We start from the raw sequence: 21,317 nt of genomic DNA, 5'->3' as shown, positions 1-21,317 counted from the left end.
GCGGGGTTCGTGTCCTGAGCCCTTGCGGGGGTGGGCGGGCCACCCGCGCACCCCGGCACCACCCGGAAGGACACGCATGACCACCCCCTTGAGGGTCGCGATGGTCGGGCACGCGTTCATGGGCGCCGCCCACTCGCACGCCTGGCGCACCGCCCCCCGCTTCTTCGACCTCCCCCGCACCCCCGAGCTGGCCGTCGTGGTCGGCCGGGACGCCGACCGCGCGGCCGCGGCCGCCGACCGGCTGGGCTGGGCCGCCAGCGCCACCGACTGGCGCGAGGTCATCACCCGCGACGACGTCGACCTGGTCGACGTCTGCACCCCCGGTGACACCCACGCCGAGATCGCGATCGCCGCGCTGGAGGCCGGCAAGCACGTGCTGTGCGAGAAGCCGCTGGCCAACTCCGTCGCCGAGGCCGAGGCGATGACCGAGGCGGCTGCCCGCGCCGCGGGGCGCGGCGTGTTCGCCATGGTCGGGTTCACCTACCGCCGGGTGCCGGCGATCGCGCTGGCCCGCCAGCTGGTCGAGCAGGGCCGCATCGGGCAGGTGCGGCACGTCCGCGCGGCCTACCTGCAGGACTGGATCGCTGACCCGCAGGCCCCCATGTCCTGGCGGCTGGAGGCCGACAAGGCCGGCTCCGGGGCGCTGGGCGACATCGGCGCGCACGTGGTCGACCTGACCCAGCACATCCTCGGCGAGACCGTCACCGGGGTGTCGGCGGTGCTGGAGACCTTCGTCAAGGAACGTCCGCTGCCCGCGTCCGCCGGCTCGCTGTCGGGCACGGCCGGGGAGGGCACGGGCACGGTCACGGTGGACGACGCCGCACTGTTCCTGGGCCGGTTCTCCGGCGGTGCGCTGGCGACCTTCGAGGCCACCCGGTTCGCCCTGGGCCGCAAGAACGCCATCCGGATCGAGGTCAACGGCTCGGCCGGCAGCCTGGCCTTCGACTTCGAGGACATGAACGTCCTGCACTTCTTCGACGGCGCCGACCCCGACACCACCGCCGGCTTCCGGCGGATCGTGGTCACCGAGCCCGGCCACCCCTACGTCGGTGCCTGGTGGCCGGCCGGGCACGGGCTGGGCTACGAGCACGGCTTCACCCACCAGGTCGTCGACCTCGTGCACGCCCTCGCCGCGGGCGAGCAGCCCACGCCGTCCTTCGCCGACGGCCTGGCCGTGCAGCGGGTGCTGGACACCGTGCAGCGCAGCTCGGCCGCCGGCTCCGCCTGGACCCCCGTCCCCCAGAACTGAGGAGCCCCGATGCCCCGCCCCGTCACCCTGTTCACCGGCCAGTGGGCCGACCTGCCCTTCGCCGAGGTCTGCCGGCTCGCCTCCGGCTGGGGCTACGACGGCCTGGAGATCGCCTGCTGGGGCGACCACCTCGACGTCGTGCGCGCCACCGAGGACGACGCCTACCTGCGCAGCCGCACCGACCTGCTCGAGCAGCACGGCCTGCGCGTGTGGACCATCTCCAACCACCTCAACGGCCAGGCCGTGTGCGACGACCCCATCGACGCCCGGCACCAGAACATGGTCGACCCCCGCGTCTGGGGCGACGGCGACCCCGAGGGCGTGCGCCGCCGCGCCGCGGCGGAGATGCAGGCCACCGCGCACGCCGCGAAGGCCCTCGGGGTGAGCACCGTCGTCGGGTTCACCGGGTCCTCGATCTGGAAGACCGTGGCGATGTTCCCGCCGGTGCCCGAGTCGATGGTCGCCGCGGGGTACCAGGACTTCGCCGACCGGTGGAACCCGATCCTCGACGAGTTCGACGCCGCCGGCGTCCGGTTCGCCCACGAGGTGCACCCCTCGGAGATCGCCTACGACTACTGGACGACGGTCGCCGCGCTGGAGGCGATCGGGCACCGCGCGGCCTTCGGGCTGAACTGGGACCCCTCCCACTTCGTGTGGCAGGACCTGGACCCGGTGGGGTTCCTCTGGGACTTCAAGGACCGGATCTACCACGTGGACTGCAAGGACGCGAAGAAGCAGGTCGGCAACGGACGCAACGGCCGCATGGGCTCCCATCTGCCCTGGGCCGACCCCCGCCGCGGCTGGGACTTCGTCTCCACCGGGCACGGCGACGTCCCGTGGGAGGCCTGCTTCCGGATGCTGAACACCATCGGCTACGACGGCCCCATCTCGGTCGAGTGGGAGGACGCCGGCATGGACCGCCTGGTCGGTGCCCCCGAGGCCCTGGCCTTCGTCCGCTCGCTGGCCTTCGACCCGCCGTCCGCGGCCTTCGACGCGGCGTTCTCCCGCAGCTGAGCCCGTCGCCGGGGGTCCACCACGTGTGGACCCCCGACGCGGCCGGGTAGCGCCGTACGCATACCGGGTGAACGCGCCAGCACCGCGCGCCCCGGACCCTGCGGAAGGCATCCCCATGAAGGCAGTCGTGTTCCACGACGTCGGTGACGTCCGCGTCGACGACGTCCCCGACCCCGCGATCCAGCAGCCCACCGACGCGGTCGTCCGGCTCACCGGCACCGCACTGTGCGGCACCGACCTGCACTTCGTGCGCGGCAGCATGGGCGGCATGCGCCCGGGCACCGTGCTCGGCCACGAGGGCGTCGGCGTCGTCGAGGAGGTCGGGTCCGGGGTGCGCAACCTCGCCCCCGGCGACCGCGTCGTCATCGGCTCCACGGTCAGCTGCGGCGCCTGCTCCTACTGCCGGGCCGGCTACACCGCGCAGTGCGACCGGGCCAACCCGAACGGCCCGCTGGCCGGCACCAGCTTCTTCGGCGGCCCCGAGACCACCGGCCCGGTCGACGGCATGCAGGCCGAGCTGGTCCGGGTGCCGTTCGCGCACACCACCGCGGTGCGCATCCCCGACGAGGTCGCCGACGACGACGCCCTGCTGGTCAGCGACATCCTCCCCACCGCCTGGTTCGGCGCGGAGCTGGCCGGCACCCACCACGGCTCGACCGTGGCGGTCTTCGGTGCCGGCCCGGTGGGCCTGATGGCCGTGGCGTCGGCCCAGCTGCAGGGCGCCGGCCGGGTGCTCTGCGTCGACCGGGAGCCCGACCGGCTGACCCGCGCCCGCGACCTGGGTGCCGAGACCGTCGACCTGGCCGGGGAGGACGTCGTCGAGGTGCTGCGCGACCTCACCGGCGGGGCCGGCCCCGACGCGGTGATCGACGCCGTCGGGGTGGACGCCGTCGGGCCCGACGGCCAGCCCGACGCGACGTCGGCGACCGAGCTGGAGCTGGCCGCGGTGGCCAAGGCCGGCACGGTGTCGCTGATCGGGGTGTACCCACCCGAGGTGCAGCAGTTCGCCATCGGTCAGGCGATGAACAAGAACCTGACCCTGCGGATGGGCAACTGCAACCACCACCGCTACATCCCCGACCTGCTCCGCCGCGTGCGCACGGGGGAGATCGCCCCGGCGCGGATCATCAGCCAGGACATGGACCTCACCGATGCGGTGGAGGCCTACCGGACCTTCGACCAGCACGGACGCGGATGGCAGAAGGTCGTCTTCGACCCCTCCGCCTGAGGCCGCACGCGTAGGTGGACCATGGCCCGACGTGACCACCGCACCAGTCCCTGCCGGAACCTCCCGACGGGGGCTGGTGCTCGTCGCGACCGCGGTGGTGCTCACCGGGTTCAACCTGCGGACGGCGGTCAACGGCGTCGGCCCGGTGCTGCAGGAGATCGAGCAGGGCCTGGGCATCTCCTCGGGCGCGGCCGGGCTGATCACCACGATGCCGCTGCTGTGCTTCTCGGTCATCGGGTTCGCCGGCCCGCCGCTGGCCGCCCGGTTCCGCGACGGCCACGTGCTGGCCGCCGCGCTCCTGGTCATGGCCGTCGGCCTGCTGGGCCGGGCGGCGGCGCCGTCGTTCTGGCTGTTCCTGCTGGGCACCGTGGCGACGATGGTCGGTGGCGCGCTGGGCAACGTGCTGCTGCCGGGCATCGTCAAGCACTGGTTCCCGCACCGCACCGGCCTGCTGGTCGGGGCCTACAGCACCACGATGGCCATCGGCGGTGCGGTGGCCAGCGTGTCCACCGCCCCGATCGCGGCCGCCGTCGGCGCCGACGGGTGGCGGTGGGCGCTGGGGGTGTGGGCGGTGTTCGCCGTGCTGGCGGTGCTGCCCTGGCTCGCCGTCCCGCGGCGGTCCGGTGGGCCGGCCGGCCCGGACCCGTCGGTGAGGCTGCGCGCCCTGGTGCGCAGTTCGCTGGCCTGGCAGCTGGCCTTCTTCTTCGGCCTGCAGGCCATGCAGGCCTACATCATCATTGGCTGGGCTCCGCAGTACCTGCGCGACGCCGGGTTGTCGGCGTCCGCGGCCGGGGTGCTGGCCGGGATCAACGCGCTGATCGCGATCCCGCTCAATGCGGTGGTGCCCTCGGGGGCGGTCCGGCAGTCCTGGCAGCGGCCGATGCTGGTCGCGTTCATGACCTGCTACCTGGTGGGCTGGACCGGTCTGCTGCTGGCCCCGGTCAGCCTGCCGTGGCTGTGGATGGTCCTGCTGGGTGTCGGGATGGGCACCTTCGCGATGGTGCTGACGCTGCTGGGCCTGCGGGCCCAGACGCCGCGGACGGTGAACGCGCTGTCCACGGTGGTGCAGGGCTGGGGGTACGCGATCTCGGCGGCCGGGCCGGTGCTGGTCGGCCTGCTGCGCGGGCTCACCGGCGGGTACACCGGCATGTTCGTGCTGGTCTACGCCGGGGTGGCCGGGCTGCTGGTGACCGGGTGGCTGGTCTGCGCCGACCGGTACGTCGACGACGAGGTGCCCGGGTTGCGGGCGGCCCCGGCCGAGCGGGGCACGACGGTGGAGGCTGCGGGCGCGGAGTCGCCGGTGGTGGTGGACCGCACCGGCAGCTGACCGGCGGTACGGCTCAACTCGGAACAGCAGCGTCCGAAGAAGGTGGGGTCACCGACCGAAAAGAGGCGGAGCCCCCGATGACGGCCCTGGAAGCACCCACCCGCGGCCGGCCGGCCGTCCGGCCCACCGGCGTCGAGCGCAGCTTCGGCGCGGACGAGCTGATCGTGTCCAAGACCGATCGGCGCGGGGTCATCACCTACGCCAACGACGTGTTCTGCCGGGTCGGCGCCTACGCCCTCGACGAGGTCATCGGGCAGCCGCACAACCTGATCCGGCACCCGGACATGCCCCGCGCGGTGTTCGCCTTCCTGTGGGAGACCATCTCCGCCGGGCAGGAGCTGTTCGCCTACATCAACAACCTCGCCGCCGACGGCGCGAACTACTGGGTGCTCGCCCACGTCACCCCCTCCTTCGACGAGCGGGGCACGATCGTCGGCTACCACTCGAACCGCCGCCGCCCCTCCCCCGGCGCGCTGGCCCAGGTCAAGCCGCTCTACACGACGTTGCTGGCCGAGGAGCGCCTGCACGGCACGGCCAAGGCCGCCGTCACCGCGTCCTCGCAGCTGTTCACCCGGCTGGTGGCCGAGCGGGCCGCCAGCTACGAGGACCTCATCTGGTCGATCATCGCTGCCGAGGAGAACTGAGATGGCCCTGCTGAACCGCGGGGGCTCCGCCTCCGACGCCGCCGAGCTCGCCGTCTACCGGGCCTTCGTCGCCCAGCTGACCACGGACTGCGCCGCGGCCGCGCGCGGGGACCTCGAGGCCCGCAGCCGCCCGGTCCCCGGTTCCGACGCCGTGCCCGAGCTGGTCGCCCTGCGCGACGAGGTCAACCGGGTGCTCGACGTGTCCGACGCCTTCGTGCGCGAGGCCAGCGCGTCGCTGACCTCGGCCTCGGAGGGCCGCTTCCACCGCAAGGTGCTGCTCACCGGCCTGCCCGGCTCGTTCCGCCGCAGCGCGGCCACCATCAACGCCGCCCGCGACGCCATGCGCGACTCGGCCGGCCGGGTGGACGCCGCCGCCGAGTCCCGGCTGCAGCTGGCCGACGAGTTCGAGTCGGTGGTGCTCTCGACGTCCGAGGGCGTCGCCACCGCCGCCACCGAGCTGTCCGCGACCGCGGCCGGGCTGACCGGGGCAGCCGGGGCCGCCAGCACCGAGGTCGACGCCGCCCGCACCACCATCGAGTCGCTGACCCGGTCCTCGCACGAGATCCAGCAGGTGATCTCGCTGATCGAGACCGTCGCCGGTCAGACCCGGCTGCTCGCGCTCAACGCCACCATCGAGGCCGCCCGTGCGGGCGAGGCCGGGCGGGGGTTCGCCGTCGTCGCCAGCGAGGTCAAGGACCTCGCCGACCAGACCGGCCGCGCCACCGAGCAGGTCACCGAGCAGGTGGCCGCCATCCAGGAGTCCTGCGGGAACGTGGCCACCGTGATGAGCTCGGTCGGGGAGACCGTGCTGGCCATGACCGGTCTGGTCGAGGGCATCGCGGCCGCGGTCGACGGGTCGGCGTCCCTGGCCGGGGCCGACCAGACCGGCCTGTCGCGGCTGGCCGAGCAGCTCCGCTCGGAGATGACCGGCTTCCTGGCGGCCATGCGGCAGTAGGGCCTGCGGGGCTCACCTGACCGCGGTCACCGCCCAGAGCGGGTCGCCGGGCCCCGGCGGGGTGCGCCGCTCCACCCGGGGCTCGGCGAACCCGCCGGCCCGGCGCACCAGCTCGGCCACGAGCGGGCCGTGCTGCTCGTCGGACGTCGCCAGCCAGCCGCGCACCGCCTTGGTCGGGAAGCACCGGTTGGAGAACGTGATCGCCAGGACGCCGCCCGGGCGCAGCACCCGCGCCGCCTCGGTGAGCACCTCGATCGGCCTGGTCAGGTAGTCGATCGAGACGCAGCAGACCACCGCGTCGACGTCGGCGTCGGGCAGCAGGATGCGCGGGTCGGCGTTGAGGTCGTGCACGATGCGCTCGGTCGCGGCGGGGTTGGCGGCCAGCTCCTCGGCGTTCATGCCCAGGACGACCAGCTCGGCCGGCGGCTGCTCGAAGTGCGAGACCCACGAGGACATGAGGTCCAGGGCCCGACCGGTGATGCCCAGCTCGGTGTACAGCGCGCCGACGGCGGCGGTCGCCCGGTCGTCGATGTGGGTGACCAGCCGCGGCGGGGCGTAGAAGACGTCGTCGGGGCGGTCGTCGTCGCGCTCGAAGAACCCGGGTGGGAAGCCGGCGTAGGGGTCCGTGCTCACCCACCGAGTCTGGACCGGTGCGGGGGTGTCTGCCGGTCGACCGGGGCACTGCGGTAGTGTTCGTTCGCGCACCACGCGGGTGTAGTTCAATGGTAGAACATCAGCTTCCCAAGCTGACAGTGCGAGTTCGATTCTCGTCACCCGCTCCACGCGAGGCCGCAGGTCAACAGCCTCACCAGGAGATCGTTCCGGGCTGCCGAGCAGGACCATCGATGACCCTGGGCCCAGTCGACCCGGACACGACCGGCCCGCTCGTCGCGCCTGCAGAGGGGTGTCGGTCCGACGAGCAGGATGTCGACCGTGACCGAGACCGCCGACGACCAGGACGCGCAGGTGCCCGACGACGGGCGCGCGGTCCAGGTGCTGCTCGACGACTGGGCCCGCTTCGTCTGGTGGGGCACCGACGGGGACGTCGACCGGGTGGCCACGGCCGACGGCCAGGTGCTGACCTGGGCGACCGTCGACGCCTGCCGCCGCCATGCTCGCCAGGCCGGCTGGTCGGCCGCCCCGACCGGGCCGAGCGCCGACGTGGCGGCCGAGGACACCGTCGATGGCCGCTCGGTGCAGACCTGGCTGAACCGACCCGGCATGCCACTGGACCCCGTGGCGGGGCTGACCTTGTGGAACCTGCAGTGGGACCTGGTCGCCACCCGCACCGGCGCCTACCCGCCCTTGAACTCCGTGCAGGCACGTTGCCACCGCAAGCTCACCGTCGCCAACATCCCGTGGCTGGCCGGTGTCGACACCTACCGGCCCCGCTGGACCGCCGCCGAGCTGCGGTGCTTGCGGGCAGCGCTGGGCACCGCAGTGCACACCGTGCGCGCGGCCCTGCGCCCAGAGTCCCGGACGTGACCGATCGACACGGCACCGCACCGGCCGGGCCTCGGCTCACCATTCCAGCCAACGCCGGACTGCGCGGCGTCGCCGCCGTGATGCTGCTGGTCTCGGTGTTCATGACGCTGGCGTTCGCTCCGATCGCCGACCCCGACGGTCGACTGCTGCCGATCGTCGCGTTCGCCGCGGTGTCAACGGGCATCGGGGTGCAGCCGATCCTGCTGGGCACCAGCAAGCTACGCCTCCGCGGCACGCACCTCGAGGTGGTCAACACCGTCTTCACCTACACCGCGACCCTCGACGACATCGGCTACCTCGACCACCGCAACGGCTTCGACGTCGTCCTGCGGTCCGGGCGCCGCGTCGGCTTCGCCGGCAGCGCCCCGTCCCTGGTCGGCAGCATCAGCCGCTACGTCTCGGCCCGCCGGATGATCGTCCGCATCGAGGAGGCCACCGGCCGGACCTGGACGACCCTCACCGACTGGGCTCCCGGCGACTACCCGGTCACCCGCAGACTGCGGACCCGCGCCGCGCTGTGGTGCGCTGCCTATGTGGCCGGCGGCGTCACCGCCGCCCTGAGCATCGCCGCCGCGATGCACTGAGCTCCTTCTACCCGCGAGGACGGCGCCGCTTCAGCCTGATGCACAGGGTCCCGCCTCCCGGAGCGTGCCCAGCACGGCGAGCCGCTCGCTGTCGCTGAGCATCTCGGCGGAGGGGCTGTTCTGCGTCAATGCCCCAGAGCGAGGCGTCGACGACGTCGACGCCGCCAGCAGGTCAACCAGAGGCCCGTCCAGCAACCTGGCCCAACTCCTGCAGCCACACTCGAACTCCGCCGCGAGTGCCCGCGAACATCCGTTGCCGGTTTCCCCCTTGCGAGGGCGCGGGTGCCCTCGGGGTCCTGGACGAGGCGGCTGGCCACCACGTGCCCCTGCGGATGCGCCCACGCGGTGCGCTTGATGGCGCGCGGCCGATCGTTGGCCTCCAGGCGGCGGTCCGGTGCGCCGGTGCAGCCGGACGCGCCGCCGAGACGACCGTGACAAATTCTGTCAGTCACTGACAAGATAGCCGGGACATGTCGCCGCCCGGAGGAGCACCGTGGGTTCTGCAGTCGACACCAGCTCCGACCGTTCTACGGCGCGGACCCGCAGCCGGGAGGAGCTACCCGCCGGGAGCGGAGTAGTTCTGGGCCTGCTGATGACCGCGGGGTTCGTCGTCATCTTGAACGAGACGGTCATGAGCGTCGCGCTGCCAACCCTCATGGTCCAGCTGCAGATCACCGCTAGCACCGCGCAGTGGCTGACCACCGGCTACCTGCTCACCATGGCCGTGGTCATCCCGATGACCGGATACCTCATCGCCCGGTTCTCCCTGCGCAGGCTCTACACCACCGCCATGGCCCTCTTCGCGGCGGGCACGCTGATGGCGGCTGTGTCGCCGGGCTTCCTTGCACTGTTGGCCGGTCGAGTCGTGCAGGCCTGCGGGACGGCGATCATGATCCCGCTGCTGATGACCACCGTGCTTACCGTCGTCCCGGTGTCCCGACGCGGGGCAATGATGGGACGGATCGCCATCGTCATCGCCGTGGCCCCAGCCATCGGTCCCACCATCTCGGGGCTGGTCCTGGAGAGCTTGGGGTGGCGATGGTTGTTCTGGCTGGTGCTGCCGATCGCGCTGCTGACCCTGCTGCTGGGCGCATGGAGGGTCACCAACGTGACCCGGACGCGTGCCGTCGCCCTGGACTTCGTGTCGGTCCCGCTGGCCGCACTCGCCTTCGGCGGCCTGGTGTTCGGCCTGAGCACGATCGGCGAGTCCGCCGAAGCCGAGCCGCTCGTCCCCGCGTGGGTGCCGCTGACGGTGGGCGCAATGGCCCTCGTGGTCTTCACCATGCGCCAGCGGGTCCTGCAGCGGCGGGACGCAGCCCTGCTGTCGGTGCAGGTGTTCGCGACCCGGAGCTTCACCGTCGCGGCCCTCATCATCGCCATCAGCATGCTGGCTCTGTTCGGGGCACTCATCGTGCTCCCGGTGTACCTGCAGAACGTCCTGGGCGTCAGCACCCTGGTGACAGGCCTGATCCTGTTGCCCGGCGGGCTGTCCATGGCGGTGGTCTCCCCCATCACCGGCCGACTGTGCGACCGCATCGGCCCCAAGCCCATCGCGCTGCCGGGAGCGATCGCCCTGTGCGCCGCGCTCTGGGGGTTCACCACCCTGGACGTGGACACGCCGCTGCCGGTGGTCGCGGCGTTGCACACCCTGCTAAGCGCCGGCCTGTCCTCGGTGCTCACCCCGCTGTTGGCCTCTGCGCTGGGGGCGCTACCTGCCGAGCTCCATTCCCACGGCAGCGCCATGATCAACACGGTTCAGCAGCTCGCGGGTGCGACCGGTACGGCGCTGTTCATCACCTTGATGGCCCAAGCCGGCCACGTCGGCGACAACGCACCCATCGTCGGGGTGCAGCTGGCTTTCACCGTCGGTGCTGGACTGTCGATCATCAGCGTGGTCGGCGTCCTCTTCGTGCGGGGGTCCGGCGCACGCAGGGCGTCGCAGGCCGTTGTGCACTGAGCACGCCGGGGTGCACCACGTCGACGACTGAGCGCCGGTGGCCCGCCTCATGCGTGCTGGTGCTCAACCGGCCGTGGACAACAGCGCTTCTCCGGCCTGCTCGGTCGGGAACTCCGGCCCTCGAGCGTCGAGGGCTGGGCGACGCCGGGCAGCTGGTCCAGGCTCATCATGTCCCCGACGACGAACACCTCGAGGCGGGAGAGCGTGCCCGTCGCGATCTGCAGCTGCGCTGCCACGTCGGCCTGCGTCATCCCGGCCCGCCCCCGCAGCCGGCCACGTTGCTCGGATACGCGGTGAACGCTTCTGGGACGGTCGGCCGCAGTGAGGAAGGCTTCGAGGGAGAGGCCCACGGCGTGAGCGAGGTCGGACATCGGCTCGGTGGGCACGGCCCGGCCCCGTTCCCGACGCGCGAGTGCGCTGTGGGAGATGGGTAGGTGGGCCGCCCGGGCGCGGTGGGACAGCCCACGGTCACGCCTGAGCTGGGCCAGCCCGGCAGCACGCGACCGGTGACCGGAGCCTCCCCGACCAGGTCGTCCAACCGGCCGGGCTGGACCTTGAGCAGGCGCGCGAGGTCCTCTCGCGCGTTCCAGGACGGGCGTGTGAGTCCGGCCTCCCATCGGGACACCGCTGAGCGGTCACACCGAGCCGCAGCGCGACCTGGCCGCTGGTCAGGCCAGCGGCCAGGCGCGCTGCCCGCAGTCGCGATTCCCGGAGGACGTTCCGCAGGCTCAAGCGATCCAGGGGGATCGAGCTGCATGACCGCCGCGGTGCGCGGGTGCGCCAGTGGGTGCGGGCGAACCCCTCGTTCCCAGCGGACCACTGTGGTCTCGGTAACCCCCAGTCGCACCGCGGCCTTCGGCACGGACAACCCGAGCTCGACCCGCCAGGCGGTCAAGGCCTGAGCCAGGAGGGAGACCTGCTCAGGCCCGGCGGTGACCTGAGCTGCGCGGAGGCGTGTGGGCGGGAACCCGACCACAGCTCAGCGGTGCTGGAAGGACGCGGGCCGCTTCTCGACGAAGGCCTTCATGCCCTCGCGCTGGTCGGCCATCGCGAAGGTCGAGTAGAACAGCCGCCGCTCGAAACGCACACCTTCGGCCAGGGTGGTCTCGAATGCGCGGTTGACTGCCTCCTTGGCCATCATCGTGACCGGCTTGGACATGCCGGCGATCGTCGCGGCGACGGCGAGCGCCTGCTCGAGCAGCTCGTCGGCGGGGATGATGCGGGCGACCAGCCCGGCCCGCTCGGCCTCGGTGACGTCCATGTTCCGTCCGGTCAGGCACATGTCCATTGCCTTGGCCTTGCCGATGGCGCGGGTCAGCCGCTGCGATCCGCCGATGCCGGGGATGACCCCGATCTTGATCTCGGGCTGCCCGAACACTGCTGTGTCGGCGGCCAGAAGGATGTCGCACATCATCGCCAGCTCGCAGCCCCCGCCCAGGGCATACCCGGCGACCGCAGCGATCAGCGGTGTGCGCACGCCCGCGAGGGTGTCCCAGGCGCCGAACCACTGGCCGGTGTAGACGTCGGCGAAGGTCTGCTCGGCCATCTCCTTGATGTCGGCCCCCGCGGCGAAGGCCCGGGGAGAGCCGGTGATGACGATGGCCCCGACGGCGGGGTCGGCGTCGAGCTCGCCGAGGGTGTGGGTGAGCTCGGTCATCAGCTCGGTGTTGAGCGCGTTCAGCGCCTTGGGTCGGTTGAGGGTGACCAGTACGACCCGGTCGTGACCTTCGGGATCGCGGTCGACGCGGATGGTCTGCAGGTCGGTCATGACTGGGTCGCGGTGGCGGTGCGCTCGCGCAGGACGTTGATGACGGTGGAGAAGTCCTGCCCGGCGCGGTCGGTGGTGGCCAGGTCGCCGTAGACCTGGGCGGCGAGGCGGCCGAGCGGGGATCCCAGACCTCCGGCGTCCAGGGCGGTGGTGGCCAGGCCGAGGTCCTTCGCCATGAGGGCGACGGCGAAGCCACCCTGGTAGTCGCGGTTGGCTGGGCTGGTGGGCACGGGGCCGGGGACCGGGCAGTTGGTGTTCAACGCCCAGCACTGGCCGGTGGCGGTGCTGGAGACCTCGAACAGTGCCTCCTGGGACAGGCCGAGGGATTCGGCCAGCACGAAGGCCTCAGCCACCCCGATCATCTGGATGCCCAGCAGCATGTTGTTGCACAGCTTGGCGGCCTGCCCGGCGCCGCTGCCCCCGCAGTGCACGATCTTGCGACCCATGGCCTCGAGCACCGGCCGGGCGGCATCGACGTCGGCGTCGGCGCCCCCGACCATGAACGTCAGGGTGCCGTTGGTGGCCCCGGTGGTGCCTCCGGACACGGGTGCATCCAGGGCGCGCTTGCCGGCTGCGTGAGCGGCTTCGACTGCCTTGCGGGCATCGGCGACGTCGATGGTGGAGCAGTCGATGAACAAGGCGCCGGCCGGTGCGGCGTCCAGCAGTCCACCGGAGTAGGTGGACAGCACGTGGCGGCCGGCCGGGAGCATGGTGATGACCACGTCGGCGCCGCGAGCGGCCTCGCCCGCGTCGGTGGCCACCGTCACCCCGGCATCGCGGGCTGCGGCCAAGGCCGGTTCGGCGAGGTCGAATGCCTGCACCCGGTAGCCGGCGCGCACCAGGTTGGCCGCCATGGGCCCACCCATGTTGCCCAGGCCGATGAAGGCGATGACGCCGGATGCCCCGGCAGGGACGGGCCGGTGTGCGGGTTCGGCCGCAGGGGTGGTGGTCATCAGGACTCCTTGGTCGTGGGGCTGCTGGGCTGGGGGATCTGCAGCTCGCGATCGCCGAGGTCGGCGAAGTAGGCCTCGACGTCGGCGTCGGTGACCTCGCCCAGTTCGGCGGGCAGCCAGCGGGGGGTGCGGTCGCGGTCGATGACCTGGGCGCGGATGCCTTCGGGGAAGTCGTGCCCGGCCAGGCTGCGGGCGGAGACCCGCAGGTCCCGCTGCAACGTCTGGCTGACGTCCTCGTCGCCGGCCGCCGCGCGCAGGGCGCGGAGGCTGACCTTCAGAGCGGTGGGGGACAGCGATCGCAGCCGTTCCGCGGTGGCTCGTGCTCGTTCGTCGGGGTGGGCGGCCAGCGACCCGAGGATGTCCTCGATGCGGTCGGCTGCGTAGCAGGCGTCGATCCACTCGCGTTGCGGTTGAAGTTCGCAGGGCTCGTCGGGTTCGGTGCTCAACGCCCGCAGTGCTGCGCCGGGGTCGGTGGTCTCGAGGGCCGCGAGTGCCTGCTCCCAGCGGGCGGCCGGGATGAAGTGGTCGGCGAAGCCTGCGTAGAGCGCGTCGGCGGCGACCATCCGGTCCCCGGTGAGGGTCAGGTGGGTACCGACCTGCCCAGGTGACCGGGACAACACGAACAGGCCGCCCACGTCGGGGGTGAACCCGATGCCGACTTCGGGCATGGCCACGACGGAGTCCTCGCGGACCACCCGGTGACTGGCGTGGACTGCCAGGCCGACACCGCCGCCCATCACGATGCCGGCCATGAAGGCGACCACCGGTTTGGGGTAGGTGGCCAGGGTGGCGTTGAGCCGGTACTCATGAGCCCAGAACTCGAGCGAGGTGTCCGTGCCGGCGCGGGCGTCGTCGTAGATGGCCCGGATGTCTCCGCCGGCGCAGAAGCCACGCTCACCCTCTCCGGTGAGCACCACGACGCGGACCTCCGGGTCGGCGCGCCATCGGTCCAGGGCGTCCTGCAGCAGTCCGACCATCGGGTGCGAGAGGGCGTTGATCTGGCGCGGGCGGTTCAGCGACAGCCGACCGACGCCGTTGTGCACCGAGACCAGCACGGAGTCCAGCTGGTCCTTGCTCACGCCGCTGTCCCCAGCAGGGCGCGGCCGACGATGAGCTGCATGACCTCGTTGGTGCCTTCGAGGATCTGGTGGACCCGCAGGTCACGCACGATCTTCTCCAGGCCGTACTCGGCGAGGTAGCCGTAGCCGCCGTGCATCTGCAGGGCGTCGTTGGCGACGGCGAAGCTGGCGTCGGTGACGAACTTCTTGGCCTGGGCGCACAGCTGCTGGTAGCCCGGTTCGCGCGTGTCCAGCGCCGATGCCGCGCGCCACAGCAGCATCCGGGCCGCCTCGAGGTTGATCGACATGTCCGCGACCCGGAACTGCAGCGCTTGCATGGAGGCCAACGAGCGCCCGAAGGCGCGTCGGTCCTGCAGATGGCTGATGGCCTTGCTCAGCGCCGCCGTCGCGCCACCGAGCGAGCTGGCGGCGATGTTGACGCGCCCGCCGTTGAGTCCGGACATGGCGATCTTGAACCCATCGCCTTCGTCACCGAGCCGGTCGGCGGCGGGGACCCGGACGCGGTCGAGGACGACCTGCCGGGTGGGCTGGGCGTTCCAGCCCATCTTGACCTCGTTGGGTCCGAAGGACAGGCCGGCGCTGTCGGCCCCGACGATGAAGGCGGTGATTCCGCGGGAGCCGGTGTCCTCGGTGCGAGCCATCACGACATAGGTGCCGGCTGCGCCGGCCCCGGAGATGAACTGCTTGACCCCGGTCAGCAGGTAGTCATCGCCATCGCGCACAGCCCGGGTGGCGATGGCTGCGGCGTCGGAGCCGGCGTCGGGCTCGGTCAGGCAGTAGCTGCCCAGGCTGGTCATCGTGCACAGGTCGGGCAGGTAGGCGGCACGCTGCTCGGGGTTGCCGAACTCGTCGATCATCCAGGCGACCATGTTGTGGATGGAGACGTAGCTGGCGATCGAGGGGCAGCCGGTGGCCAACGCCTCGATGATCAGGGCGGCGTCCAAGCGCCCCAGACCGGAGCCGCCGACGTCCTCGTTGGTGTAGATGCCGCCCATGCCCAGCTCGGCGGCTTCGCGCAGCACGTCGATCGGGAAGTGCTTGTTCTTGTCCCACTCCACGGCGTGCGGGGCGATCGTCTTGGCGGCGAAGTCGTTGACCATGCCGGCCAGGTCCTTCTGGTCTTGCGAGAGGGCGAACACCCGTACTCCTCATCTCGACAGCGACACTCAAGTGTCAGCGACTGTCACAATGCTATCGAAGGGGTCCTTGGAAGTCCAAGCACTGCCGGATGGTCCCGTCCGTCGCACCGAGACCGAGCGGTCCGGGGCGCCCGCGGGTCGGGCCGCAGCGCCGACCCCGGGCGGCCACGGGTCAGGCGGGAACGCCGATCTTGACGTTGACCTGCTTGATCTGAGTGAAGGACTCGAGCATCCCTTCCAGGGAGAACTCCCGGCCGATGCCGCTGCCCTTCATGCCGCCGTAGGACTGACCGACCAGCTGCCCTCCACCCTGGTTGACCTGCACCCAGCCCGAATCGACCTTCGCTGCAGCCCCCAGAGCGCGGTCCAAGTCGTGGCACCACAGGTAGGCGGCCAGGCCGTAGTGGCTGTCGTTGGCCATGGCGAGCACCTCGGCCTCCTCCCGCCACGGGATGACGACCATGACCGGGCCGAAGATCTCCTCCCGGGCCAGCCGCCAGGTGTTGTCGGCTCGGGAGAACACCGTGGGGCCCAGGTACAGCCCCTCCAGGTCGCCGGGCACCTGCTCCTGACCGTCGAGGGCGACGGTGATGTCGCTGCGCGCACGCCCTTCGGCCACGTAGTCGCACACCCGATCGAACTGCTTGCGGTTGATCAGCGCACCCATGTCGGTGGCCTCCGCCAGCGGGTCGCCGACCACCAGCTGGCGCAGCCGGCCCACCACGCCATCGAGGACCTCGTCGTAGATGTCCTCGTGCAGGAACAACCGTGACCCCGCAGTGCAGGACTGGCCCTGCCGGGTGAACCGCATCGCGGTCACGATGCCCTCGACGGTGTCGGGGCCGGCGGCATCCGGCCACACGATGCTCGGGCTCTTGCCCCCCAGCTCCAACGACACCGGGGCCAGCCGCCCGCCGGCAGTCTCCCCCACGGTGCGCCCCACCGCGGTCGACCCCGTGAAGCTGACCTTGTCCACCCCAGGGTGGGCGACCAGTGCGGCCCCGCACTCGGTGCCGTACCCGGTCAGCACGTTGACCACCCCCGGGGGCAGGTGCTCCGCGCAGAGCTCAGCCAGCCGCAGCACCGTCAACGGTGCGTCTTCGGCGGCCTTGACCACGATCGTGTTGCCTGCCGCGATCGCTGCCGGGATCTTCATCCCGGCGATCATCAGCGGGGAGTTCCACGGCAGGATGGCCCCCACTACGCCCAGCGGCTGGCGGATGGAGTACTGCAGCTGGCCATCGCCGGCCGGCAGCACCACACCCTTCACCTCGGTGGCGACCCCGGCGAAGTAGCGGAACAGGTTGGCCAGCGTCTGGCTCTCCGGCCGGGCCTGCGTCCGCAGCGCATTGCCGGTGTCGGCAGCGGTGAGCAAGGCCAGCTCCTCGGCGTGGGCGCTGATGCTGGCACTGATGGCCAGTAGCGCCTGCTGGCGGGCCGCGGCCGGCAGCGCACGCCACGACGGCAGCGCTGCCCGGGCAGAGGTCACGGCGGCGTCGACGTCGACGGCGCCACCCCGCGGCACACGCCCCAAGGTGGTCCCCGTACGAGAGGGGGAGAACACCTCGATCCACTCCCCCGAGGCGGCCTCGACGGTTCGCCCGCCCACGTGCATGCCGACGTCGCCGCGGGCCAGCAGCGCCTCCAAGGTCAGCGGAGCGACGGTCATGGGTGCCTCCCGGGCAGTCGGTGCAGATGATGGGGCCAACCACGGTCGGTTGTGCCGCCGCCCACATCCTGGGTGTGCACAGGACTGCAGTCGATGACGAAACCTGCAGCGGGGATCTGCACTACAGTGCATCCCTCAGGGACCGTGAGGAGGTCGAGGTGAGCGCTTCGGTCGACCCCACCGACGTGCTGGTCCTCGTAGCCGTGGCCCGGGGCCGCACCCACACCGCCGCGGCGTCGGCCTTGGGGATCAACCACACGACCGTGGCCCGCCGGCTACGCGCTCTTGAACGCGCAGCCGGGGAGCGACTGCTGGTCAGTGCCGCCGGCGGCTGGGAGCTCACCGCAGCCGGCCGCCGGATGCTGCAGGTCGGCGAGGCGATCGAGGCCGCCTTGGCCACCGCCCCGGGCCGGGACAACACCGCCGAGCAAGGCCTGCGTGGTCTCGTTCGGGTGTCATCCACCGAGGTGTTCGGCATCACGGTGGTCGCCCCGGCACTGACCAGCGTGCGCACACGCCATCCCGCCGTCAGCTTCGAGCTTGCCTCGGTCACCCGCCCCACGCCCACGTACGGACCGGCCGCCGACCTCGACATCGGAGTGACCCGACCCCCGTCTCAGCGGCTGGAGGTGCGCAGGCTCGGTGACTACGACCTCGGTCTGTACGCCAGTGCCGCCTACCTGGACACCCACGGGACGCCCCGCACTCTGACCGACCTGGACGGGCACACTCCGATCTACTACGTGGAATCCATGCTGCAGGTCTCCGACCTGGACCTCATCGAGCGGCTCTTCCCCCGCCGCAGTTCTTTGGTGGGGGCCACCAGCGTTCTGGCCCAACTGGAGATGGCCCGTCGCGGAGCAGGGGTGGCGCTGCTGCCGGTGTACTTGGCCGACGGTGAGCCCTCCCTGCAACGGGTGCTGCCCGAGCAGGCCCGAACCCGGTTGACCTACTGGATGAGCGCACGACCGGAGAACCTGCGGCGCAGCGAGGTGCTGGCTGCAGCCACTTCCATCGAGCAGCACGCCGCACGCGTGCTGCTCGACCCCGGTCCTGCCACCCGCCGCCCCCGCTCCTGATCCGTCGCGCTGCGACCTTGACCTGCAGCGGCCCTACGGCACGGCGGCCGGCCGGTGCACCCGTGCAGACGAGTTGTGCCGGGACGGTCATCGACAGCCGCGACCCACGCACGCAGGGTCGACCCTGCAGCGCACCGCCCGGTGCGCGCGGTCGACGAGGAGAGCTCGTGCGCGACGCGGTCATCTGCCAAGCAGTCCGGACACCGGTCGGGCGGCGCAACGGGGGCCTGTCCGGCACGCACCCGGCTGATCTCTCCGCGACCGTCCTGATGGCCCTGGCCGAGCGCACCGGTCTGGACCCGGCTGTGGTGGAGGACGTGTTCTGGGGCTGCGTCACCCAGGTCGGGGAGCAGACCCTCAACATCGGGCGGACCGCCGTGCTGGCCGCCGGCTGGCCGACGTCGGTACCGGCCACGACGATGGACCGCCAGTGCGGCTCGTCCCAGCAGGCCTTGGCCACAGCCGCAGCCACGGTGATCAGCGGACAGGCCGACGTCGTGGTCGCCGGCGGCGTGGAGTCGATGAGCCGGGTACCCATGGGGTCCACCGTCGGGGCGGGGGAACATTCGCAGCCCTACTCCCCGCTGTTCCACCGCAGGTTCCCTGATGCCCCCCATCAGGGGCTCGCTGCCGAGATGATCGCCGCCCGCTGGTCGCTGTCGCGCCAGCAGCTCGATGAGTTCGCCCTGGCCTCCCACGCTCGCGCTGCGCACGCCCGCGACGCCGGGGCCTCGAAGTCCGAGATCGCCGCGGTGTCCACCGACGGCGGCACGGTGAGCGTGGACGAGGGCATACGGCAGGGCGGAACTGTGGCGTCCCTCGCGCAGCTGCGGACCCCGTTCCAGGCTGACGGCGTGGTCACTGCCGGCAACGCCAGCCAGATCTCCGACGGGGCCGCTGCCTTGTTGATCACCACGAGCGAGCGCGCGCGGGGGCTGGGTCTGACGCCGATGGCCCGCATCCACACCACCGTGGTCGCAGCGGATGACCCCGTCTGGATGCTGACCGCTCCGGTACCGGCGACGCAGCGCTTGGTGCAACGTTCAGGGGTGGCCCTGGCCGAGATCGACACGTTCGAGGTCAACGAGGCATTCGCGTCGATCCCGTTGATGTGGCTGGCCGAGACCGGAGTGGATCCGGCGCGCGTCAATCCCGACGGCGGTGCGATCGCCCTGGGCCACCCGCTGGGGGCCAGCGGCGCGCGGTTGATGACCACCCTGGTGCACCGGTTGGTGGCCACCGGGCAGCGCTTCGGCATGCAGACGATGTGCGAGGGCGGCGGGCAAGCCAACGCCACGCTGGTGGAGAACCTCCAGCGCTGATTCGCACTGCTCCCCTGGCGGCTGCGGACGCGACCGCCAGGGGAGCGGCTCGCTCAGGGCCGGGTGCTGCTGAGTCCAGGAGTGTCCGACTCCGGGCACACGAGGATCTTGACGTGCTCGATCTGTCCGTGCCCCGGGCGCAAGGCAGCGACCGCGGCCGGCACCCCGGCCAGACCGGTCCAGCCGGTGACCATCAAAGCGGGGTCGAACCGTTCAGCCTGCAGGTGCTCGGCCGCGCGCCACAACGCTTCATAGCGCCGCTCGGTGCGGGCCGGGCCGGTCACGAAGAGCAGGGTCGCGTTCTTGATGACTGCGGTCATCGTGCGCAGCTGGTCAGGGCGGGTGTTCGATCCAACGACCCCAAAGACGGTGTGTGCTGGGCACCGATCGATCAGGCCGGTGAGCAGCCCGGGCGCCGCGGAGGCCTCGATGACCACGATGCGGGCGCCGGGCGCCTGCGCTTGCACGGTGTCCACCGGGTCGGCGTCGGCGGGGTCCACGACGTGGGTGGCGCCGTAGGCCAGGGCCAGCTCCCGTCGCACGGAGGAGGGGTCCGAGACCACGATCGGCGAGATGGAGCGGGCCGCGAGTTCGACCACTGCCCCCAGCCCGACCGGTCCGGCGCCGGTGACCAGGGCGGCGTCCCCAGGACGCGGGTCGGTCCGCAGCACGCCGTTGACGCCGGTGGCGATGGGCTCCAACGTGGCGGCCAGGAGGGGGTCCGTGCCGGGCGGGAGCTTCACGTGCCCGGAACCACCGACGATGGCCTCCTCGCCCAGCCCACCGGGGTAGTCGTTGGAGTAGCCGACGGTGCGCATCACCCCAGCTCCGTCCACCACCCACGGCAGCGTGAAGATGACGTCGTCCACCTGGAAGCCGCTCACGTCGGCGCCGACCTCGAGGACTTGGCTGGTGAACTCGTGCCCCATCACCAGCGGCCGAGCCGGGTCGAAGTCGAAGCTCAGGGTGCCGGCGGCCCGGTTGGCGGCCAGGAAGTCCTCGGTGTGGGTGATGGCTGACAGGTCGCTGCCGCAGATGCCGTTGGCCAGCGGGCGGACCCGGATCTGATCAGACCGTAGCGCCGGCAACTCGACATCGGTGACCGTGAACTCTCCCTCGTGCAGAACAGCTGCTCGCATCAGGCTCTCCCCCCAGCTCGGACAATGTGCCGCACACTGCCATCTGGCACAGACTGACGCATGCGGATCGGTCTCGGTAGGGTTCGGGCATGGCGGCCGATGCAGCGGTGCAGACCTCTCCCGAGACCATCGGTCGACGGGAGCGCAAGAAGGTCCAGACACGGACTGCGCTGCTGGCAGCGGCGGCCGAGCTGTTCACCGCCCAAGGTTTCGACGCCACCACCGTCGACCAGATCGCTGACGCAGTCGATGTGTCCCAGCGGACGTTCTTCCGGTACTTCCTCACCAAGGAAGACGTTGCGCTGGAGCCAGTACGAGCCGTTGAAGGCCGGTTCCTGGAACTGCTGCGCCTGCGGCCGCCCACGGAACCTCCGCTGCAGGCTCTGCGGAGGAGCAGTGCGCTCACGTGGCAGGCGTTGCGAGAGGAGAGGCTCGACGAGCAGCACGCGGTCGCTGTCGCGCTGCTGTCCGCCAACCCTGGGCTGGCCGCCACAGACGCACACCGGTCAGAGGCGCACCGTGCAGCGATGGTGGAAGCCCTTACCCATCACCGGGGCACCACGCGTGGACTCGCCGAGCTGGTGGTCGAGGTCTTCTCGTCGGCGCACCGGGTCGCCCAGCGGCGGTGGGCCGAATCGGGGTCGGCCAACTTGGACGACTTGGCCGGCGAACTCGACTCGACGCTCGACCTGCTCCCTGAGGTCCTCGAGACGACCTGACAGCCGC

The 21,317-nt window shown here is 71.7% G+C and carries 20 protein-coding genes and 1 tRNA gene; 13 read left to right on the top strand and 8 right to left on the bottom strand.

The features are described from left to right. The first annotated feature begins 76 nt into the window (after positions 1–76). The 6 genes from TEK04_RS15795 to TEK04_RS15770 all read left to right on the top strand — a co-directional run bounded on the left by TEK04_RS15795 (position 77) and on the right by TEK04_RS15770 (position 6,417). A complete protein-coding gene (locus TEK04_RS15795; RefSeq protein ID WP_336405310.1) occupies positions 77–1,249 on the top strand; it encodes a Gfo/Idh/MocA family protein in 1,173 nt (390 codons plus the stop codon). Between the two features lie 9 nt (positions 1,250–1,258). Further along, a complete protein-coding gene (locus TEK04_RS15790; RefSeq protein ID WP_336405309.1) occupies positions 1,259–2,263 on the top strand; it encodes a sugar phosphate isomerase/epimerase family protein in 1,005 nt (334 codons plus the stop codon). 115 nt (positions 2,264–2,378) lie between these two features. Further along, a complete protein-coding gene (locus tag TEK04_RS15785) occupies positions 2,379–3,491 on the top strand; it encodes an alcohol dehydrogenase catalytic domain-containing protein (RefSeq protein ID WP_336405308.1) in 1,113 nt (370 codons plus the stop codon). Positions 3,492–3,522: 31 nt separating this feature from the next. Continuing rightward, entirely contained in the window at positions 3,523–4,818 is a 1,296-nt protein-coding gene (locus tag TEK04_RS15780; protein WP_336405307.1) for a CynX/NimT family MFS transporter, read from the top strand. Between the two features lie 77 nt (positions 4,819–4,895). Beyond that, the gene (locus tag TEK04_RS15775) at positions 4,896–5,462 is read left to right on the top strand and encodes a PAS domain-containing protein (protein WP_336405306.1); all 567 of its coding nucleotides are present in this window, start codon (positions 4,896–4,898) and stop codon (positions 5,460–5,462) included. Between the two features lies 1 nt (position 5,463). Next, entirely contained in the window at positions 5,464–6,417 is a 954-nt protein-coding gene (locus tag TEK04_RS15770; protein WP_336405305.1) for a methyl-accepting chemotaxis protein, read from the top strand. Positions 6,418–6,429: 12 nt separating this feature from the next. Here TEK04_RS15770 and TEK04_RS15765 read toward each other — a convergent pair whose 3' ends face one another. Continuing rightward, positions 6,430–7,050 (bottom strand): methyltransferase domain-containing protein, encoded by a 621-nt coding sequence (locus TEK04_RS15765; RefSeq protein ID WP_336405304.1) that lies wholly within the window; start codon positions 7,048–7,050, stop codon positions 6,430–6,432. A 75-nt stretch (positions 7,051–7,125) separates the two neighbouring features. On the opposite strand from TEK04_RS15765, the gene TEK04_RS15760 reads away from it, so the two are divergent. The 4 genes from TEK04_RS15760 to TEK04_RS15745 all read left to right on the top strand — a co-directional run bounded on the left by TEK04_RS15760 (position 7,126) and on the right by TEK04_RS15745 (position 10,443). Next, positions 7,126–7,199 (top strand) — tRNA-Gly (locus TEK04_RS15760). A gap of 151 nt (positions 7,200–7,350) precedes the next feature. After that, positions 7,351–7,902, top strand: coding sequence for a hypothetical protein (locus tag TEK04_RS15755; RefSeq protein ID WP_336405303.1), 552 nt, complete (start codon positions 7,351–7,353; stop codon positions 7,900–7,902). Further along, entirely contained in the window at positions 7,899–8,486 is a 588-nt protein-coding gene (locus TEK04_RS15750) for a hypothetical protein (protein WP_336405302.1), read from the top strand. The genes TEK04_RS15755 and TEK04_RS15750 overlap by 4 nt, the downstream gene beginning before the upstream one ends. Before the next feature lie 592 nt (positions 8,487–9,078). Further along, entirely contained in the window at positions 9,079–10,443 is a 1,365-nt protein-coding gene (locus TEK04_RS15745) for an MDR family MFS transporter (protein ID WP_336405301.1), read from the top strand. Positions 10,444–10,490: 47 nt separating this feature from the next. On the opposite strand, the gene TEK04_RS15740 is transcribed toward TEK04_RS15745, so the two are convergent. The 6 genes from TEK04_RS15740 to TEK04_RS15715 all read right to left on the bottom strand — a co-directional run bounded on the left by TEK04_RS15740 (position 10,491) and on the right by TEK04_RS15715 (position 17,051). Next, positions 10,491–11,060 (bottom strand): helix-turn-helix domain-containing protein, encoded by a 570-nt coding sequence (locus TEK04_RS15740; RefSeq protein ID WP_336405300.1) that lies wholly within the window; start codon positions 11,058–11,060, stop codon positions 10,491–10,493. A gap of 362 nt (positions 11,061–11,422) precedes the next feature. Beyond that, complete coding sequence (locus TEK04_RS15735; protein ID WP_336405299.1) at positions 11,423–12,211, bottom strand: enoyl-CoA hydratase; 789 nt, start codon at positions 12,209–12,211, stop codon at positions 11,423–11,425. Next, complete coding sequence (mmsB, locus tag TEK04_RS15730) at positions 12,208–13,164, bottom strand: 3-hydroxyisobutyrate dehydrogenase (RefSeq protein ID WP_336405298.1); 957 nt, start codon at positions 13,162–13,164, stop codon at positions 12,208–12,210. The genes TEK04_RS15735 and mmsB overlap by 4 nt, the downstream gene beginning before the upstream one ends. Beyond that, entirely contained in the window at positions 13,164–14,243 is a 1,080-nt protein-coding gene (locus tag TEK04_RS15725) for an enoyl-CoA hydratase/isomerase family protein (RefSeq protein ID WP_336405297.1), read from the bottom strand. The genes mmsB and TEK04_RS15725 overlap by 1 nt, the downstream gene beginning before the upstream one ends. Further along, positions 14,240–15,382: an acyl-CoA dehydrogenase family protein gene (locus tag TEK04_RS15720; RefSeq protein ID WP_336405296.1), complete on the bottom strand. Its 1,143-nt coding sequence runs from the start codon at positions 15,380–15,382 to the stop codon at positions 14,240–14,242. Before TEK04_RS15720 ends, TEK04_RS15725 begins: the two co-directional genes overlap by 4 nt. A 172-nt stretch (positions 15,383–15,554) precedes the next feature. After that, complete coding sequence (locus tag TEK04_RS15715; protein WP_336405295.1) at positions 15,555–17,051, bottom strand: aldehyde dehydrogenase family protein; 1,497 nt, start codon at positions 17,049–17,051, stop codon at positions 15,555–15,557. Between the two features lie 158 nt (positions 17,052–17,209). On the opposite strand from TEK04_RS15715, the gene TEK04_RS15710 reads away from it, so the two are divergent. Continuing rightward, a complete protein-coding gene (locus tag TEK04_RS15710; RefSeq protein WP_336405294.1) occupies positions 17,210–18,130 on the top strand; it encodes a LysR family transcriptional regulator in 921 nt (306 codons plus the stop codon). A 167-nt stretch (positions 18,131–18,297) separates the two neighbouring features. Beyond that, positions 18,298–19,452: a thiolase family protein gene (locus tag TEK04_RS15705; protein WP_336405293.1), complete on the top strand. Its 1,155-nt coding sequence runs from the start codon at positions 18,298–18,300 to the stop codon at positions 19,450–19,452. A 53-nt stretch (positions 19,453–19,505) separates the two neighbouring features. On the opposite strand, the gene TEK04_RS15700 is transcribed toward TEK04_RS15705, so the two are convergent. After that, positions 19,506–20,591 carry a zinc-binding dehydrogenase gene (locus tag TEK04_RS15700; RefSeq protein ID WP_336405292.1) on the bottom strand — a complete coding sequence of 362 codons (1,086 nt, stop codon included), beginning with the start codon at positions 20,589–20,591 and terminating at the stop codon, positions 19,506–19,508. 89 nt (positions 20,592–20,680) lie between these two features. Between TEK04_RS15700 and TEK04_RS15695 the strand changes: the two genes are divergently transcribed. Next, complete coding sequence (locus TEK04_RS15695; protein ID WP_336405291.1) at positions 20,681–21,310, top strand: TetR family transcriptional regulator; 630 nt, start codon at positions 20,681–20,683, stop codon at positions 21,308–21,310. Positions 21,311–21,317 lie beyond the last annotated feature (7 nt).

Source organism: Klenkia sesuvii, assembly GCF_037083825.1.
Lineage (GTDB): Bacteria > Actinomycetota > Actinomycetes > Mycobacteriales > Geodermatophilaceae > Klenkia > Klenkia sesuvii.
The sequence above is the reverse complement of the archived record's forward strand: the minus strand, read 5'-3'. Positions and strand labels throughout refer to the sequence as shown.